16 protein-coding genes and 1 pseudogene are annotated in these 17,480 nt (G+C 50.3%); 10 read left to right on the top strand and 7 right to left on the bottom strand.

What is annotated here, in order from left to right:
* Positions 1-65 precede the first annotated feature (65 nt).
* A complete protein-coding gene (locus EH198_RS13035; protein WP_246014276.1) occupies positions 66-1,019 on the top strand; it encodes a divergent polysaccharide deacetylase family protein in 954 nt (317 codons plus the stop codon).
* Here EH198_RS13035 and EH198_RS13030 read toward each other — a convergent pair.
* Complete coding sequence (locus tag EH198_RS13030) at positions 1,006-1,731, bottom strand: N-acetylmuramoyl-L-alanine amidase (RefSeq protein WP_185702869.1); 726 nt, start codon at positions 1,729-1,731, stop codon at positions 1,006-1,008. The two genes, EH198_RS13035 and EH198_RS13030, sit on opposite strands and share 14 nt — an antisense overlap.
* Before the next feature lie 180 nt (positions 1,732-1,911).
* Here EH198_RS13030 and EH198_RS13025 point away from each other — a divergent pair, with 180 nt between their 5' ends.
* Entirely contained in the window at positions 1,912-2,100 is a 189-nt protein-coding gene (locus EH198_RS13025) for a YqzE family protein (RefSeq protein ID WP_124695966.1), read from the top strand.
* An 84-nt stretch (positions 2,101-2,184) separates the two neighbouring features.
* Here the strand turns inward: EH198_RS13025 and EH198_RS13020 are convergent, their stop codons facing one another.
* The 3 genes from EH198_RS13020 to EH198_RS13010 form a co-directional block, all read right to left on the bottom strand.
* Positions 2,185-3,336 carry a hypothetical protein gene (locus EH198_RS13020; RefSeq protein WP_124695965.1) on the bottom strand — a complete coding sequence of 384 codons (1,152 nt, stop codon included), beginning with the start codon at positions 3,334-3,336 and terminating at the stop codon, positions 2,185-2,187.
* 171 nt (positions 3,337-3,507) lie between these two features.
* A complete protein-coding gene (locus EH198_RS13015; RefSeq protein WP_124695964.1) occupies positions 3,508-4,644 on the bottom strand; it encodes a YqhG family protein in 1,137 nt (378 codons plus the stop codon).
* The gene (locus EH198_RS13010; protein WP_124695963.1) at positions 4,641-6,383 is read right to left on the bottom strand and encodes a DEAD/DEAH box helicase; all 1,743 of its coding nucleotides are present in this window, start codon (positions 6,381-6,383) and stop codon (positions 4,641-4,643) included. Before EH198_RS13010 ends, EH198_RS13015 begins: the two co-directional genes overlap by 4 nt.
* 435 nt (positions 6,384-6,818) lie before the next feature.
* On the opposite strand from EH198_RS13010, the gene EH198_RS13005 reads away from it, so the two are divergent.
* Positions 6,819-9,497 carry an adenosylcobalamin-dependent ribonucleoside-diphosphate reductase gene (locus EH198_RS13005; protein WP_124695962.1) on the top strand — a complete coding sequence of 893 codons (2,679 nt, stop codon included), beginning with the start codon at positions 6,819-6,821 and terminating at the stop codon, positions 9,495-9,497.
* Between the two features lie 491 nt (positions 9,498-9,988).
* Here EH198_RS13005 and EH198_RS25165 read toward each other — a convergent pair.
* A pseudogene (locus EH198_RS25165) lies at positions 9,989-10,087 on the bottom strand (hypothetical protein); the annotation flags it as partial.
* A 97-nt stretch (positions 10,088-10,184) separates the two neighbouring features.
* Here EH198_RS25165 and EH198_RS24370 point away from each other — a divergent pair.
* Entirely contained in the window at positions 10,185-10,388 is a 204-nt protein-coding gene (locus EH198_RS24370; protein WP_148091502.1) for a hypothetical protein, read from the top strand.
* Positions 10,389-11,439: 1,051 nt separating this feature from the next.
* Here the strand turns inward: EH198_RS24370 and EH198_RS25160 are convergent.
* The gene (locus tag EH198_RS25160) at positions 11,440-11,541 is read right to left on the bottom strand and encodes a group II intron maturase-specific domain-containing protein (protein ID WP_246014290.1); all 102 of its coding nucleotides are present in this window, start codon (positions 11,539-11,541) and stop codon (positions 11,440-11,442) included.
* 347 nt (positions 11,542-11,888) lie between these two features.
* Positions 11,889-12,515 (bottom strand): pyridoxamine 5'-phosphate oxidase family protein, encoded by a 627-nt coding sequence (locus EH198_RS12995; RefSeq protein WP_124695961.1) that lies wholly within the window; start codon positions 12,513-12,515, stop codon positions 11,889-11,891.
* 259 nt (positions 12,516-12,774) lie between these two features.
* Here EH198_RS12995 and EH198_RS12990 point away from each other — a divergent pair, with 259 nt between their 5' ends.
* The 6 genes from EH198_RS12990 (at position 12,775) to EH198_RS12965 (ending at position 17,475) form a co-directional block, all read left to right on the top strand.
* The gene (locus EH198_RS12990) at positions 12,775-13,446 is read left to right on the top strand and encodes a GntR family transcriptional regulator (protein WP_342772035.1); all 672 of its coding nucleotides are present in this window, start codon (positions 12,775-12,777) and stop codon (positions 13,444-13,446) included.
* Positions 13,447-13,703: 257 nt separating this feature from the next.
* Positions 13,704-15,158 (top strand): 4-hydroxyphenylacetate 3-hydroxylase family protein, encoded by a 1,455-nt coding sequence (locus tag EH198_RS12985; RefSeq protein ID WP_246014272.1) that lies wholly within the window; start codon positions 13,704-13,706, stop codon positions 15,156-15,158.
* A 3-nt stretch (positions 15,159-15,161) separates the two neighbouring features.
* On the top strand, positions 15,162-15,617 hold the full coding sequence (locus EH198_RS12980) for a PNPOx family protein (RefSeq protein ID WP_036600696.1): 456 nt from the start codon (positions 15,162-15,164) through the stop codon (positions 15,615-15,617).
* Positions 15,618-15,655: 38 nt separating this feature from the next.
* Complete coding sequence (locus tag EH198_RS12975; RefSeq protein ID WP_124695960.1) at positions 15,656-16,429, top strand: carbon-nitrogen family hydrolase; 774 nt, start codon at positions 15,656-15,658, stop codon at positions 16,427-16,429.
* 26 nt (positions 16,430-16,455) lie between these two features.
* Positions 16,456-17,127, top strand: coding sequence for a DUF2848 family protein (locus tag EH198_RS12970; RefSeq protein ID WP_036600691.1), 672 nt, complete (start codon positions 16,456-16,458; stop codon positions 17,125-17,127).
* Between the two features lie 3 nt (positions 17,128-17,130).
* Positions 17,131-17,475 carry a cupin domain-containing protein gene (locus tag EH198_RS12965; protein WP_036600689.1) on the top strand — a complete coding sequence of 115 codons (345 nt, stop codon included), beginning with the start codon at positions 17,131-17,133 and terminating at the stop codon, positions 17,473-17,475.
* Positions 17,476-17,480 lie beyond the last annotated feature (5 nt).

Below are 17,480 nucleotides of genomic sequence, written 5' to 3'. Positions count from 1 at the left end.
ATAAAATTCCCTTCGTCATCAAACAATGAAACTATATACCCCATGCTGGCAAGGGAGATGAAATCATGAACAAGAAACGTTTATGTCAACCGAATAGTGTCGGATCGAAAGCTGCCGTTCTGCTGGTTCTGTCATTGAGTCTAGCCATTGGCGGCGGCAACGGAAATGCAGCGGCCTGGCAGTTTTATAAATCCATGGGACAAGGACCAGCAGCAGATACGGCGCGTGATTATTCACTTAATAATCGGCAGATCCTGCCCGGCCGGGTGAAGACGAATGCTCCAGTGCCGGCCGGCCAGACAGCCGGGCGCGAAAATCCGAGTGTTGCCGTAATTATCGACGACTTCGGAAACGGTATGCGGGGAACGGAGGAAATGTTCGAACTGCCGATCAAGCTTACGGTTGCGGTGATGCCGTTTCTGTCCACCTCGGAGGCGGATGCCCGGCGGGCGCATGAACGGGGATTTGACGTTCTGGTGCATTTGCCGATGGAACCCCGAAACGGCAAGCCGGAATGGCTCGGTCCGGGAGCCGTAAGATCGGACTTAAGCGATGAAGAAATCCGTAAGAGGGTCGAAGCGGCCGTGGACAATGTGCCTTATGCAATCGGTATCAACAACCATATGGGCTCTAAAGTTACGGGAGATCAGCGGGTCATGCGCACTGTACTGTCCGTCTGCAAGGAAAGGGGCTTGTTCTTTGTAGACAGCCATACCAATTACCGCTCGGTAGTCGGCCAGATGGCCGTTCAAATGGGCCTGCCGCGAGTGGAGAATCATGTCTTCCTGGACGACACTCATACAGCCGGTTACGTCACCCGTCAGCTGCAATTGGCGGGGAAACGGGCGCTGGACCAGCATTATTGCGTAACGATCGGTCATGTCGGCTTACAAGGCAAAGAGACCGCCGCAGGGATCCGCGGCGGCATCAAGGAATTAAAGAACCGTGTTCAGTTCGTCGGAATTTCCGATCTAGTGAAGAAGGAGTGGAATTGGAACCCGCGGCCTACAATTCCATGAGATAAGCGGCAATGCCGCTGGATATCGCTTCGGCGATTTTCTCCTGGCCTTGCGAAGTGGTCAGCATGGCCCGGTCAACCGGGCTGCTTATAAAGCCCGCTTCCACGATAACTGTGGGAGCGGTTATTTTGTTAAGCAGGTAGAACGGCTTTCCGGGCAGGGTATGGGACTCTACCCCGTAGAGCCCATTCAGCTGTTCCTGAATGGCTTTAGCCAGTATGAAGCTGCGGCCTTCCTGGCGGTACAGCACAATCGGTCCGTGCTTCGAGGAAGTAGGCGCCCAATTGATATGAACGCTTACGACTACAGCTGCGGGCAGCGTCTCGGCAAGCTCCTTGCGCTGGGCAAGATCGCGCTGATGGCGGGAGCGGCTGCGAAGCCACATATTCTCCTCGCTGGGCGCATAATCGCCGAACCGGTTCAGGACGGCGTCAAAGTCATCCGCTCGAAGCAGCAGGAACAGCTTGCGGGAAATGGCGAGTGTCAGATCTTTTTCCAGAATGTCTCCATGCGAGGTCCCGCCGTCAATGCCCCCGTGCCCGGCATCGATCAGAATGATGCGGTGTCCGTGCCCAATCAGTGTTTGACGTTGTTCATGCCGATCGTCCGGTGAGGCAGAGGATGCTTGAGCGCTGCCAGCCAGAAAGGTTCCGGCAATGAGCAGAATCAGCACCCCTCTTGACGGCGCTCTCCATTTATTATTCAGAATCAAGAGATAACCCTCCTGTGTATCCTTGAAGCAGGAAGCGGCTGAGCTTTGCTTCAGGGTTTGTTCTTTTTTGGTTAGATTGTGCTTCAAAAGACAGATTTATGCGGATGGAGCCCGTTTAGAGCGGAGAGAAACGGTGCAAACTAACCAATAAGGAGAGGATGACAGGAGGAGGTGAGTGCAGTGGCCTCGGACGGTGAAGATCTGGTCAAATACATTACTGAAAAAGTGGTCGTTTTCATGGAAAGCCCGCGCGAAAGCCGCAGCCGGAACCGCGCCGGCAGACAGCCCTGGAGCCAAAAATGGTTCGGGATGCTGCCGGTCGGCTTGTCAATTTGGCGCAGCAGCCGAAAGGTTAAGGACAAAGGATAGATGAGAGAACAAATAACGAAAAAGCCCCATTCTCCGAAAAAAACGGAGTATGGGGCTTTATTGCTTTCAATTGATGCGGTGTGCTTAGCGTCTTGGTTGTGCCGCTACACCGTCGCTGGAGATATAGACTTGGAACTTGCCGCTTTGCTGAAGGGCGTCAAGCGGAAGGAAACGCCGTCCGCCAATGCCTAATGCGGCATAAGCTATCGTACCGCCGCCGGAAGCTTCCGGTCTTGACCACAACTGGTAACCCGAAATCATCAGCGGGGCGCTCAAGGTATCGTTCGCTCCGTCATTAGACCGGAACACAAGTCCGGGATGCCGGTGAAGCAGCTCGGCAAATTCTCCGGCTGCCAGCGGAGCGAGCTTCGGAGACGTCAGCCACAACAAATTATCGTATGGGTCTCCGGTATGTCCGGTCTGGAACATCGGCTTGGCCGTAAAGTCTGTCAGCGAACCGTAGGCCGTTAAGCCGTAGTGCTGGTCTGCTTCAGCGCTTCCGGCGACCGCTTCCGCCTTGCTTTTGTCCCAAGGAAGGATTTCCGGGACGATGGCGTTTACGTACAGCGTTTGGCCGTTCAATGTTTGGCTATTCAATGTTTGGCTATTCAATGTTACTTTCCAATAAGGCAGAAGCGGCGCATAAAGCGGAATCTGTTCAATTAATTCATCGGAAGAATGGATAAGGCCTTTCTGCGCCAAGAACAGGCGCAGCTCGGTGACGGAATAGGGAAGACTTTCGTCGGAACCTGCTCCGTATTCGCTTAATGTATATCCGCCGTTATCCGAGGCGGTAATGATCATATAACCGATCCGCTTATCGCCGCTGAGGAGGTTGACGAGCCATCCGTGAGTACCGGGACCCAGCGGATAGATCGATTGCTCTGCCGTCTTCCATTCCTTGAATGGAGCATCGACGGCAAGCTTGTCCACTGCTTCGCGGACAAAGGCCTTCAGCGAGTCCGGAATGGCCGTATCCTGCCGTTTAGGCAGCGGCGATAGGGCTGAAGACGCCGATTGGCTAGTCCCGGCATCGGCTGGGTCTACGAATCCGGCGACCCGGGAGGCTGAAGCTTGGTCCGCCTGCTTGTCCGTCAGTCTGACGACAAGAGCGCCCGCCGCCGGCGGTCCCAAGGGAAATCCGGGAAAGGCTGCCGTCAAAACAAGGACAAAAATGAAGAGAAAGCAAACGCGCATCGCCGAAGCGATCCGCCTTACCCTGCTGTTGTGTTCCATTAGCGTTAGTTCACCTGTCTTTCTGTTTCGTGCCGGATTTGTCCAAATATATGGTTCATCGTTCTCACTTTTATTGTAGCGGACAAGCGCTGAAAAGGTTGTTGCAAGCTGTCGGGCTTCCGGGCGGCGGATTTCGCTTTTTTTGGCCGCTTTTAGCGAGCCGGGTCGCTTCTACTGCTTTCGAAGATGAAACAGGCCATAGATGACCGGCGATACGGAAATATGCGGCTCATACTGCCAAATCGTTTCCTTTCTTCGGCCGTTGTACTGCTCTTCGACGGCAAGGCGCTGTGCTTCGTCAGGTTCTTTCAGCAGTTCGCCGTAGTAGGCGTCTATAATTTCAAGCTCGCCCTGCAGACGCCGCCTCGCTGCCTCGGCCCAGCCGTAATCCTGCCCGGAAAGCTTCGAAACGATACGGCGCTCCAGCAAATCGGCGCCCGTAGAGACGGTGAGTTCATAAGGCTGGATATGGACGTTCTCTGGCAGCCGGGGAGACAACTGGATGGAATCCAGCCTGGAGCCGAAGTTCTCCCGAACTTCCCCGGTGAGAAGGGATACACCGATAAAATGCAGTTCCTCCCGCTTCAAATCGCAGCTGAGCTCTACCTTGAAGCAGACGGCAAGCCATGGCTCGTAAGCGGCTGAAAATAACGTCATCCGTTGAAGGCTCCCCGGGACTTCGAATAGATGCAGGCATTTGCCCTCGGTCTGCGCCGCGCTCCAAATCTGGCGCAGCCGCCTGCTGCCGTAAGTGACATCCTCCCGGCGGATCAGGCCGGGACCCAGACGCGGCAGCACTGGCGTCACTCCGAAGTAACGCGAGAGGATGCCGTCATTCGGTCCAGCATTCGCCGCCGGCGTGTTTCCGGCGCCAACTGCTGCGCCGCCGGCGTTCGGCGCGGGACTACTCCCGGCGCCCGGTGCGGGATTGGCGCTGGCCTGGCCGGGGCCGGTGTCTCTCCCGGCGCTCAGACCCGGGCTCTCGGCGGGGAAGGCTCCCCCGGCGTTCGGCGCCTGGCCCGGCGCTGCTCCTCCCGCCGCGTTTACCACGGGGCTGACGCGTTGAGCCGGGGCATTCGCCGCGTCGTATTTTTCAGGGTCGAACACAAAGGTGAAGGACAGCGTCTGCGGCTCCGCGCCGGTGCGCTCGACGAATCCCCAGTAATACGGCCGGTCGGTCAGCATTTGATCGGCCCGGGGGGACAGCTTTACGGTCACGTGCGCCGGCGATTTTTCAATGACCTGACATTCTGTCGCTTCCAAGTAGTCCATTACATGCTTCTGCACCTGCTGGGGGGTCATTGTCATGGCGTGGCCTCGCTTTCATTAAGCATTCCGTCCTTCAGATCGGCCAGCGTCTGGCCGAGATTTTCCACTTTGCTGCGGATTTCTTCGTCGCTTCCGGCCTCCAGCATGATCTTGTAGAGGCTTTTTTCCAGCGACTCTTTCTTCTCGAAGCGTTCCAGAATCGTATCCAGACCGCCGATTACCGTCTCGAACAGATTAATCTTCTCATGCAGCAGATGCAGGATATGCTCCTCGATTGTGCCGTTGGTGGAGAGGTTGTGGATGATGACATCGTTCTGCTGTCCCAGCCGGTGCACCCGGCCGATCCGCTGCTCGACCCGCATCGGATTCCACGGAAGGTCGAAGTTGACCATATGGTGGCAGAATTGCAGATTGATGCCCTCGCCGCCCGCTTCGGTGGCGATCATCACCTGGGCGCGGCCGCGGAACAGGTCCATCATCCAGTCTTTTTTGCCGCGGTTCATGCCGCCGGAATAAGGGACGGACTGGATGCCGTGCTCGCGAAAATATTGCAGCAAATATTCCTGCGTCGCCCGGTATTCGGTGAATACGATTACTTTTTCGTTCATCTCCTGGATGAGCGAGATGGTCTTCTCCGCCTTGGTGTTCGCCTTTACCGTCCGGATCAGCTGAAGGAGTTCGATCATCCGGTCACGGCGCGGCGAGTCCTCGGGCAGCTTTTTCATCAAATTGACCAGGGTTACGAACACCGCGTCCCGGCTGCTGCACACCTCCCGCTGCAAGGTGACAAGCGACAGCATGCTGCTTAAATTGCCGCCCGATTCCTGATATTGATCTTTGACAAAAGAGGTAACGCCGTCATATAATGTTTGTTCTTCGGGTGAAAGGGTAAGCGGGACATTCCGCACTTTCCGCTTCGTAAAGGTCACCGGTCCTTCGCCCCTGCGGTTGCGGATCATCACTTTGGACAGCTCGCCCCGGAGCTGGTCTTCATTCTTGGCCACGCGCTTGTCCACTACGAAATTGGCGGCAAAATCCCCCTGATTTCCAAGCTGGCCCGGCTTCAGCAGGGTAATGAGATTGAATAGCTCGCCCAGATCGTTCTGGACCGGGGTGGCGGTGAGGAGCAGGCAGTATTTTTTGCGGAGCTGCTGGACGAATTGGTAGTTGGTCGTCTTCTTGTTCTTCAGCTTGTGGGCTTCGTCGATGATAAGCATGTCGTATTCGTCCGAAATCAGCCGGTCCTTGTGGGGACCGCGCTTGGCCGTATCCATGGACGCGACGACGATGTCGTTGTCCCAGGAGTAGGCTTTTTTTTGCGCAACGGCCGATATGCCGAACTTCGTGTTCAGCTCGCGGACCCACTGCAGCACCAGCGATGCGGGAACGAGAATTAGCACTTTGGAGACCAGCCCGCGCACCAGATATTCTTTCAGCACCAGGCCCGCTTCGATCGTCTTGCCGAGGCCGACCTCGTCCGCCAGAATCGCGCGTCCCGACATTTCAAACAGCACTTTGCGCGCCGTGTCGATTTGATGGGGGAGCGGCGACAACGATGACAGATGCTTCATGCACTGCAGTTCCTCGAAGCTTTCTACCAGGCCGGAAGCCTCGCCTTCTATTGCCAGCCGCGACAGCCTCCAGTCGCCCCAGGGGCCGCCTTTGTCCAGCCTTGACTCCAGATCTTTCAGCCATTCACGTTCGAAGGAGATAGGCACGGGGAGAACGAAATCCTGACCTTGTTCTTGCTCCGGATTATTGCGGGGTACGTGAGTCATGAGAGCTGTCTCCTCCTGCGGGCCTAATGTTTACGTTTGCGTTTACATAGTGAATTGTATAAGTAGTATGCGCGCAAAAGAGAGAATTCATAACTGCTATTTTTGGAGTCAGCCTTTAAGAACGAGAGAAACAGGGAGAAAATACGGGATGTTGCCGTGATTTTTCGGCATGGGCAGCGGTATTTCGCCAAAGACTCTTTCTACAATATATGGTATAGTTTAAAGGCTGCTTCACACAATATATTGTGACAAATGCAGTCGAAGCCGTTTTAATCCGGAATAACGCGGTTATTTGTAATTGACAAGATGAACTTCCGGCAGAGACGACAAAGCCGCCAGCGCGTGGCAGGGAAGCTCATGTTGTGGGTGACAAAATGGAAACCCGCCTGACACATACATCGGAATACTAATCATACTTACGGGAGGTTGTTTATATTGAGTACAGTGGAGCGCAAGCAGCAGCTGGAGGGGCTCAGCGAGAAAATCTTTTTGGACCGCTACGCCTGGAAGGACGCCGACACAAACAATGCCAAGGTGGGGGACGTGGTGCTGGTCCTGACGAAGGACGATCCGAAGTTCCCTACCAAGGAAGTGGGGGAAATCGTGGAGCGCAGCGGCAAGACCGTAACAGTCAAGACCCGCCGGGGCGAACTAGTGCAGTCCGACGTGGAGAAGCTGACGCTCAATATTGAAAAAACACCGGAAGAAATGTGGGACCGCCTGGCAGGAGCTATGGCTTCCGTTGAGAAGACGCCGGAGCTGCAGCGCGAATGGACGGATAAATTCCGCAGCATTCTGGATGACTGGAAGCTCGTTCCAGGGGGGCGGATCGCGGCCGGAGCGGGAGCGAGCGATGAGCTGACGCTGTTCAACTGCTATGTCGTGCCTTCGCCAAAAGACAGCCGGGGCGGCATCATGGAAACTTTGTCCGAAATGACGGAAATTATGGCACGCGGCGGCGGTGTCGGCATCAACCTGTCTTCGCTGCGCCCGCGCCGCGCCGTAGTCAAGGGCGTTAACGGTTCTTCCAGCGGAGCGGTATCCTGGGGCGGACTGTTCAGCTACACGACAGGCCTAATCGAGCAGGGCGGAAGCCGCCGTGGGGCGCTGATGCTGATGATTAACGACTGGCATCCGGATGTGGCCGATTTCATTACTGTCAAGCAGACGATGGGCCAGGTGACGAACGCCAACCTGTCGGTTTGCGTCAGCAACGGCTTTATGAAGGCGGTCAAAGAGGATCTCGACTGGGATTTGGTCTTCCCGGATACGACGGAGCCGGATTATAACGAAGTCTGGGATGGCGATCTTGACAAATGGAAGGCTGCGGGACGCAAGGTCAATCACTACCGTACCGTAAAAGCGCGGGAAATCTGGCATACGATCATTGAATCCGCATGGAAATCGGCGGAGCCGGGTGTCGTCTTCATGGAATACTACAACCAGATGTCCAACAGCTGGTATTTCAACCCGATCATTTGCACGAATCCGTGCGGCGAGCAGGGGCTGCCCGGCTGGGGTGTCTGCAACCTGTCCGCCATCAATCTCTCCAAGTTCTACGACGAGGAGAAGCATGATGTGGCTTGGGACGATCTGGCGACGACGACCCGTTATTCCGTGCGCTTCCTGGACAATGTCATCGACAAGACGCCGTATCATTTTCCGGAGAACGAAACCAATCAGAAAAAAGAGCGCCGCGTAGGTCTCGGAACAATGGGTCTGGCCGAGCTGATGATCAAGCTGAACGTCCGCTACGGCAGCCCGGAATCGCTGGAATTTCTGGACAAGCTGTACGGCTTCATGGCCCGCGAAGCCTATCTGGCCTCTGCCGGAATTGCGGCGGAAAAAGGTTCCTTTCAGGCGTTCGACGCCGAGAAATACCTGCTGAGCGGTTTTATGAAAAATATGGCTGAGGTGTACCCCGAGGTCGGCGAAGCCATCTCGAAGCAAGGGATGCGCAACGTTACGGTCATTACCCAAGCGCCGACAGGCAGTACGGGCACGATGGTCGGCACATCGACCGGCATCGAGCCGTATTTTGCCTTCAAATATTTCCGTCAAAGCCGTCTCGGCTTCGACGAGCAGTTCGTGCCGATTGCAGAGGAGTATCTTGAGGCTCATCCGGGCGAAGAGCTGCCGGACTATTTCGTAACTTCGATGGACCTGTCCGCCAAGGATCATATCCGCGTACAGGCCGCCATTCAGCGCTGGGTGGACAGCTCCATTTCCAAGACGGCGAACTGCCCGAACGACTTTACGGTGGAAGAAACGAAAGAGCTGTACGAACTGGCCTTCGACCTCGGCTGCAAAGGCGTCACGATCTACCGCGACGGCAGCCGCGATACGCAGGTGCTGCAAACGGAGAAGAAGGAAGACAAGAAAGACGCTCTGCTGAAGGAGACGGCTGAACCCGCTGCCGAAGCGGCTGCGGAAGCTCCTGCTGCGCCGGCTGTGAATGTAGCTCAACCTGCTCCGGCTCCAGCTGCGCAGGCTGCCGGAAGCGTCGTAGACAAGCAGTACAAGAAACGCCCGCAGGTGCTGCGAGGCGCGACATACAAGATCAACACGCCATTCGGCATGGCATATATTACGATCAACGATCTGGACGGCACGCCGGCCGAAATCTTCCTGAATGTCGGCAAGGCCGGCTCCGACGTGTTCGCGATGGCGGAAGCTCTTGGCCGCGTCTGTTCCCTATTCCTCCGCTACGGGGACCACGGCGAGAAGGTAGAGCTGCTGATCAAGCATCTCAAAGGCATCGGCGGCTCCGGCGCCATTGGCTTCGGCGCGAACCGCGTGGAATCCATCGCCGACGCGGTGGCGAAGGCGCTGGAAACCCATGTGCAGCAAAGCGCACATGAAGACCACGCTCCGGCGCCGATCGCCGCAACGCTCGCGCTGGAGGATTTCGAGAGCGCGCTGAACGCCGAGCTTCAGGCAGGCGGCGCTGTGGCTGCCCCGGCCGCCGAGGCCGACCACGGCCACGGCGGACACGGGCACAGCCACTCGTCTGCGACTTCCCGCGACTTGTGCCCGTCCTGCGGCAGCGCCTCGCTGATCAACATCGAAGGCTGCAAGACGTGCGGGAATTGCGGGTATAGCCGGTGCGGGTAAGGGGAAAAATGAAAAAATGACTTTCACATCATTTGTGATGGATCATGAAAGCTGCAAAAATGACCACAAATGATGTTAAAAATGGCTCATGGAAAATGACAATTATTTTCCTTATACATCATTTTGCATAAATATCCTATATTGTTTTTTTATTCACTTTATTACATGAATATCCACTCAAACGCGAAGATGTGTTAGATTAAACTTTGCGACCTGTTTGATTTTTCGTTTTAAGAAAACTGTACTATCATCTTTTACACGGCAGCATAGTCTAATTGCTGCCGTTTTTTGTTTTTTTCTTTTGGAGATATATGAGGATTATAATATTAAGGCTAGATTTGGATAATAACTTTAAGAAAAGTTAGCACAGGTAGGATGGGGAATCAGAGTATTAATAAAAACGATAAGAGCCCCTTCCACCGACAATGGGAAAGAAGGGGCTAATTGATTTTACGTTTTAGTATAAAAACCTTTAGATTTTGAATCAGCTATTAATATTCATCAAAATATTGCTGGATTTTCTCAGGATCCGTTGTTTTGGTAAGCGCGAGTTGAAGCAGAATTCTTGCTTTGAGAGGAGGTGAAGAATTCGTTTCAATTCTTCTTTAGCCCACCCTGCGTCGGCTCCGCGCGGATTGCAGCCGGGCATTATCCGGAAGCTCCGTGATGTGAACTGCAGCTGCCAGTATGGTCGGTGGCTGGTTTGATATCGGATTGGGTGGGATGGAGCATGCCTATAAAATGCTGCCCGAGGAAACGCGCAGTCGAAGCAAGATGGTGATCGGCCCTTGGGATCATTCCTTTAATCCATCCGGGGACTTGACCTATCCCAATGGCGATGGCATTAGCAGCATGGCGCCGGCCATCGAATGGTTTGTGATCGGCATTTAAAACCCAATGGGCAACACGCCGATGCTGGCGTGAAGGCTTACGTCATCGGTTCCGACGAATGGAAGACGTGGTCGAACTGGCCGCCCGCGGCGGACGAACAAGTCATGCATCTGCAGGTACCCAATGAAGGCGCAATAGTCGGGAATTTGACATTTGAACCGCCTACAAAGCAAGGGTGTATTCAATATACTTATGATCCAACAAATCCAGTTCCTACCATAGGAGGGAACGTCGTACTCCCATCGGGTATTTCCGAGGAAATCAATGTAATATCTGGGAGGCAGATGGGATAACGACAATAAGGGTTGGTCGTGTTGCTGAAAACAATACCAAACAATTGGTAGAGACGATCCTTATTCAACTTTGGCCGTTTCCATTGAAGTTGAATAAGGATTCGCAGATTCGAGTAGGTATTTCGTCATCCAACTTTCCTGCTTATCATGTTCATCCCAATATCGCAGGAATATGGTCAGGAATTGCGGATCAGAAAATCGCAAAGCAAACGATTTTTACCGGGGCAGGTTTCAGCAGTTTCATTGTACTCCCCATTGTAACCACTGATTAAAACCGTGCGAGTTATCTGGAGAGACCTACTCACCTCTCTGGGAATTTGCTGGACTATTGAAGTGAATTCATCACCGTAGCAACGAAAGACCATTAACAAGTAGGATAATAAACTTATCTGGGAGAAAGTGATAAATTAGTCTTTTCCCGTACGTAAACTTTTCGGAGGGATAACCATACCTGAATCGAGTAGGAGGGGGAAGCGCCTCCCACCCTCTTACACCTTTGTACATACGGTCTGCATACATCGGTTCCAAAAGGTTAACTAAATTCTAGATATCGTGAAGGCATACTATTCAGCCCTTTCGCTTCCCAATAGGAAGCCGGAAGGGCGTTATTCATATTCCGGGACATTTCACATTCGCTCGCTGAGAGTTGGACATGACAAAACAGGTCCACTCCGGCCCTCCTAACGCCAGCAATTCATGGATCTGCGTTCGCACCTGTTTCCAGTCTTTCCATAGGCACATTCGCAGTCGTCTTCGTATCATTGGCCGAAATGCTGCAGATGGGTCTTCGCCGAAACTAAGTGAAAGTATCCGAGCCATCCCAGCATATAGCGGTTTTGCCTCTGGATTCGTTCTTCCATCAAAATGAACCATGTTCGGTTTGTCAGTTCTCGGATCTTTTCTTTGAATTCCAAGACCGTATTGGGTGCCAGACAAATAATCGCTTGCTTCTGGCTTAGAAAGCTAAACCCTAGAACATGCAGTGCCACGGCCTTGCGACTGAGATTTTCTCCCAGTTTACTTTCTGTTCGTTTCCTTCCACAAAGCTACTTACTGACTCCATGAAGCGCCCCCCTGCACTACAAAGATATTACACCCGCCGAAAAGGAGGAGTATGCGGAGAATGTATTAGATTGTAAGTTTAAAGACTTTATCTATTTTTAATTTATTCCTCCTGATCATCAACAGGGATTTGAAATTTGAAATTTCACCATTCATACCGCAACGTATTTTCTTGCCTATCATTAGAAAATTCATAGATGGATGCAGAACCATGTTCGATATAAAACATAGTTAGAATGGGGTTATCCGCCGAACCATAAATCTTCTTAATGTTAGGGAACATCTCTAGAGTACGGTCAATTAATTTGTAATTGTATTTAAAAACGACTCCAGCGCTGACTCTCAGAGATTCTGTGTAATCTCGATTGCTTGAGACAAGTTCAATATATGGAAGCTTTTGCAGATCTTTATACAATGAAGCGTTTGTATCGGTTTGAAAATAGATTCTGCCATTCTCAAAAAATTGGAACTGAATCGCCCGGATCGCCGGTTTTCTGTCTGTGCCAACCGTTGCCATCTGCAATTCTTTATTAGCTGTGAGAAACTCGACAATACGTTTCATTTGGTCATTTAAACCAGTCAAATCTTGCTGAAACACAGGAGAGGTTTCTGAAGCTGCGGAAGTAAGTGGCGGTAATGCATGGGTGGAAGTGGGGGTGGGGTTAACAATTGCAGTTGATTGTACTGTGGGTGTTGGAACAGGCGTGGCAGTATTGTTCTGGGTGCATGCTGTGAGTCCGTATGAAACTCTAATATCAATATTTGAAAACAAGTTAGCACGGTTTTTTCACTTCAGTAAAGAAGCCCGCCTTTTATAGGGCGGGGACTCTTATGTGGATAAAAGTGGATGGAGAGTTTTAGTAAAAAAGCAGAGAAGAACAACGCCTGGGTCGACCGAAACTTGGATAAAACTTTCAATGAGGTTCTTGTGTGATTCCACGTTTTTGCTAAGTAAAAAAACTCCATATATTGTGTTGACGTTATTTGATAAGTTGCGTATTATGTATACATAAATCATAACTTAGAAAGGTATGGATTATATGGCCTCAATCAAGTTTAATATAAAACCAATCGATAAACCTTCCACGACAAAGGAAAGAGTTTACAATGAAATTAAGCACGTTATTTTGAGCGGTTATATTTCTTCGGAAGAAATTTTTACTGAAGTTAAGTTGGCAGAATTACTGAATACATCGAGAACACCCGTTAGGGAAGCTTTGCAGGATTTAATTAAAGAAGGCTTAATCGTTTCAATTCCGCGCAAAGGGATGACAGTTCGCAGAGTGACTGAAAGTGAAATCGAGCAAATATTTTTACTTCGAACTTCAATAGAAACGAAAATAATCCGAAAACTGGCCAAAATCATTACACCGGAACAATTGAAGATGCTAAAAAATATTTGTAAGCAGCAAAAGGAAGCTATGTTAGCCAACGATGACATTGCTTTTATTAAACTCGACCAATTATTTCATACTTCTCTTGTTAAATTTGTCGATTTTGAATTAATTGAGCAAGTACTGCTGAATCTTCACAATTTGTCACAGCTTATCGGATTAAGGGCCATTAAGAAAAGTAACCGGATGAACGAGGTATTAGAGGAGCATATGTCTATTATTTCTTGTATGGAAAGCAAAGATGAAGAAAAATCTGGTGAAGCGATGACTTTACATTTAAACAATACAAAACATACGTTAATTAACTAAATAAGATAATAAAATGATAGCACTCAATTAAGAAAGCGGTTACAAGCATTTTATTTATAGATATCTCCCCTTTCATGTAAGTAAACCTACAAATTTTTTAGAAAATTTGAAATACTATTGACTAATAAGAGCCTAATGCATAGAATTTAGTTAGCTAATCTAACATAAACGATTCAAGTAAATTTTTTTATGATTTTGTGTATACACAACACAACATACGGAATTCAAACTTGAATTAGGCGAAGGGATGGTCAGCGATGATTCGTAATGGCAAACAATATTTGGATTCATTGAAAGATAACAGATGTATCTACATTAATGGGGAGAAAGTTGATGATGTCACGACACATCCCGCGTTCAGGGGTATTACACAGTCATTTGCGACCCTGTATGATTTGGCTGCGGATCCGGCTAACGACATGATTTATACAACCGAGGACGGGACCACCGCCAATAAAGTGTTTATGATCCCCCGCTGTCGCGAGGAACTGGCTATCCGCCGCCGAGCAATCACCAAGTGGGCGGAAGCGACTTGTGGGTTCGCAGGACGCAGCCCTGACCACGTTGCCGCTTTCCTTGCCGGATTCGCCAGTTCCCCGGAAGTATTCGGTGAGTACAAGCAAAACGTGTTGGACTTTTATCAGTACGCTCGCGATGAAGACTTGTTTGTAACCTATGTCATCATTCCTCCGCAGGTGGATCGCAGTAAGGCCGCACATGAGCAAGAAGAAAAGTATTTACCGGTTGGTGTTCTTGAAGAGAGGAAGGACGGCATTGTCGTACGCGGATCGCAAATGCTCGGGACGAGCACTGCAGTTTCCAACTATTTATTTGTCAGTTGTATTACACCACTCAGACCGGGTGATGAGGATTATGCCATATCCTTTGTCCTGCCGATAGATACGCCCGGGTTAAAGCTGTACCCTCGTCCTGCCTATGCAACAGGCAAGGAAAGCACATTCGATTATCCTCTTTCTACTCAGTTTGACGAAAGTGATTCGCTAGTTGTATTCAACGATGTATTTATTCCGTGGAAGCATGTATTCACATATAAGAACATTGAAGCAACGAGGGCGCAGTTCCATGAGACACCGGCTCATTTGCTGGGGAACAACCAGGCGCAAATTCGACTGTGTACAAAGTTGAAATTTACGATCGGAGTAGCCCGAAAGATTACCGCAATGGGGGGCACTGACAAGTTCCCGCAGGTACAGGAACGGTTAGGTGAACTGGCTTCGTTGGCTGCGACGGTTGAGGGCATGCTGCTTGCGAGTGAGTATGAGTGTACAGTGGATAAGAATGGTACGGCTCGTCCTAATGCACGATTTTTGTATGGCATAGTTGGTATGCAAGATCAAATTTATGCAGGTGTAATTAAAATTCTGCGCGAGCTTGTCGGTGGAGGCGTGCTGCAGTTGCCTTCCTCCTATCATGAGATGGTCAATCCGGAAACCAAAGATGATATCCGCCAATATATACGCGCTTCCAGCGTCGATTCAGAGGCAAGAATTCAATTGTACCGATTGGCATGGGACATCATCGGTTCAGAGTTCGCTGGACGTCACCAACAATATGAAATGTTTTATAACGGGGCCCCTTTTGTCGTAAGAGGGCACGCATACCGTAATTATGGTTATCATGAACCTCTTGAAATCGTCGACCGTTTTCTGGGAAGCTATACCCTTCCGAAAGCCTTATTAAAGGAGGAGTAGGACATGACCACACTTATTACCGAGCTTACAGCCGGCATGATATCCGAGTTACAAGGCCAGAGCATTGTGATCCTGAATGTAGTGAATAAAGAAAACGGGGATATATTTTCGACGGCCCTTTCATGGGTCTATGCAGTAGGTCCCCAAACGATTCGTTTTGCAATCGACGCCAAATCTGATTTTGTACGGATATTGAAAGAGGACCCCAAATTGGTTTTGAATTTTTTTTCACATGAGACGGTGTACTCTATTAAAGGGACTGCAGTGGTAAAGGTCAGTAAAACAGAAGATATTACGTTAAAGATGGCACTGTTAGAAGTGGAAATACAAGAAATTCGAGACATCATCTTCTACGGCGGCAAAATGGTTACCCTTCCGACATTTGTCAAAACATACAAAGCTGAATTGATTAAGAAGCTGGATGATGAAATGAAGAATGCGCTGATTAACCTTGCTTAACGTATATTCACGATCCCAAAAGGAGGGGACAGAGAGGCATGAAGATTGCATCCATTCAATTGGAAATTAAGGATCAGGAGAGCAAAGAACAGCGAGTTGAACGTGCTGCCGGGCTGGTGGATCAGGCGGCTCAAGATGCAGATCTGATCCTGCTGCCGGAAATATGGGCCACCGGTTACTTTTCGTTTGATAGGTATATAGAAGAGGCGGAGTTGATTACAGGTCCCTTTGTTACATTATTTTCTGAAATTGCGAAAAGTCACGGGGTCTATTTGTTTGCGGGAAGCTTTGTCGAAAAGAGAGACGGAAATTATTACAACACAAGCATTCTGTTTGATCGTCAAGGCAAGCTGGCAGGCACTTATCATAAAACGCATTTATTCCGCTATGGCTCAAAAGAAGGCGAGCTTCTGACAAGAGGAGATGGCGCGAAAGTAATCGAAACCGAGTTCGGAAAGGTTGGACTGACAACATGCTATGATCTTAGGTTTCCTGAACTTTACCGCCAGCAGGTTGACTTAGGAGCGGAGATGTTCCTTGTTGCCTCGGCTTGGCCGCATCAGCGCCTTGAGCATTGGAAGTTGTTTAATGCTACGCGCGCATTGGAAAATCAAAGCTTTCTTATTTCATGTAATTGTGTAGGTACAACCCGGAATGTTCTGCTCGGCGGACACAGTTCAATTGTTGATCCGTGGGGCATTACGTTGGCATCAGGCGAAGAACAAGAAGCCATCGTGAAGTCAGAAATTGATCCGTCCGAGGTATCCCGAATAAGAGAAACATTCCCTAGCTTGAAACATCGTGTGTTATAGGCTGATGAGAAAGGATGTATGAGAAGATGGAATTTATATGCGAAGAGACCGTTATAAGCTGGTCACCCCAACGCTTGGTTATTGCGGGTTATACAGGCAAGGATCAAGAGGCTGTCAAGAAACATATAGAGGAATTAAAAGAATTGGGTGTCCCGGCCCCGCCACAGGTTCCGATGCTGTATGATCTATCCCCGGAGTTGCTGCTTACCTCGAACGAAATCACAGTTGTTCAAAATGACAGCAGCGGTGAAGCAGAGGTCGTATTGCTCCACATTAATGGAAGCTGGTACGCAGGGCTTGGCAGTGACCATACCGATCGGATACTGGAGGCGGTATCGATCCAAAAATCAAAACAGGTTTGCGCCAAAACCGTTACTAAAGAGCTTTGGTTGCTTGATTCGTTTATTAATCGGTGGGATGAAATTGAAATTAAAAGCTGGGTACAGATCAATGGCAGCGAGCAATTATATCAATCCGGAAGGTTAGGCGAGTTTCTGCATCCGGAGCAGTTGATGAGAATTGTAGAAGAAAGAGGCTATGCAGGCTCCGATATGGCGCTTTATTGCGGCACACTGCCGCTTCACGGGGGATTTGTGTTTGGAGGCGTCTTTCGGGCTGAGCTGGTGGATCGCAAGACAGGCCGCAAGCTTGAGCTTAAATATCAAATGAAGCTTTTAAAAAATGCTGAGGAGGAATAAGAAATGGGAAAACCGGAACTGGAATTTACCGATTATCGTCAATTTGCGCAAGTACCTTTTAGCAAGGTGGAAGGCTTATCAGAAAGAGTCATCGCCCAAGATCCGGAATCGGGTGTCGCGACGCGGATCCTCATCTTTGAGCCAGGGACCGATACGACGCCTAACGGGGTACAGATCCATGATTTTTGGGAGGAATTGTATATCATTGAAGGTTCAATAATCGACTTGACTCTAAATCAGGAGTTTACTGCGGGTATGGTGGCTTGCCGACCGCCCGGTATGAAGCACGGTCCTTGGATATCGCCGACTGGCTGTAAAACATTCGAAGTTCGTTATTATTCCAGATAGCATTA

Source organism: Paenibacillus rhizophilus (assembly GCF_003854965.1).
Taxonomy (GTDB): domain Bacteria; phylum Bacillota; class Bacilli; order Paenibacillales; family Paenibacillaceae; genus Paenibacillus_AQ; species Paenibacillus_AQ rhizophilus.
Note: the sequence above shows the minus strand (reverse complement) of the source record. Positions and strands in the feature narration are given on the sequence as shown.

Excerpts from the sequence above, each read along its gene's own strand:
- EH198_RS13035 (WP_246014276.1), top strand. The coding sequence starts at position 66 with ATGAACAAGAAACGTTTATGTCAACCGAATAGTGTCGGATCGAAAGCT.
- EH198_RS13020 (WP_124695965.1), bottom strand. The coding sequence starts at position 3,336 with ATGGAACACAACAGCAGGGTAAGGCGGATCGCTTCGGCGATGCGCGTT.
- EH198_RS13015 (WP_124695964.1), bottom strand. The coding sequence starts at position 4,644 with ATGACAATGACCCCCCAGCAGGTGCAGAAGCATGTAATGGACTACTTG.
- EH198_RS13010 (WP_124695963.1), bottom strand. The coding sequence starts at position 6,383 with ATGACTCACGTACCCCGCAATAATCCGGAGCAAGAACAAGGTCAGGAT.
- EH198_RS24370 (WP_148091502.1), top strand. The coding sequence starts at position 10,185 with ATGGTCGGTGGCTGGTTTGATATCGGATTGGGTGGGATGGAGCATGCC.
- EH198_RS25160 (WP_246014290.1), bottom strand. The coding sequence starts at position 11,541 with ATGGAAGAACGAATCCAGAGGCAAAACCGCTATATGCTGGGATGGCTC.
- EH198_RS12990 (WP_342772035.1), top strand. The coding sequence starts at position 12,775 with ATGGATTATATGGCCTCAATCAAGTTTAATATAAAACCAATCGATAAA.
- EH198_RS12985 (WP_246014272.1), top strand. The coding sequence starts at position 13,704 with ATGATTCGTAATGGCAAACAATATTTGGATTCATTGAAAGATAACAGA.
- EH198_RS12980 (WP_036600696.1), top strand. The coding sequence starts at position 15,162 with ATGACCACACTTATTACCGAGCTTACAGCCGGCATGATATCCGAGTTA.
- EH198_RS12975 (WP_124695960.1), top strand. The coding sequence starts at position 15,656 with ATGAAGATTGCATCCATTCAATTGGAAATTAAGGATCAGGAGAGCAAA.
- EH198_RS12970 (WP_036600691.1), top strand. The coding sequence starts at position 16,456 with ATGGAATTTATATGCGAAGAGACCGTTATAAGCTGGTCACCCCAACGC.
- EH198_RS12965 (WP_036600689.1), top strand. The coding sequence starts at position 17,131 with ATGGGAAAACCGGAACTGGAATTTACCGATTATCGTCAATTTGCGCAA.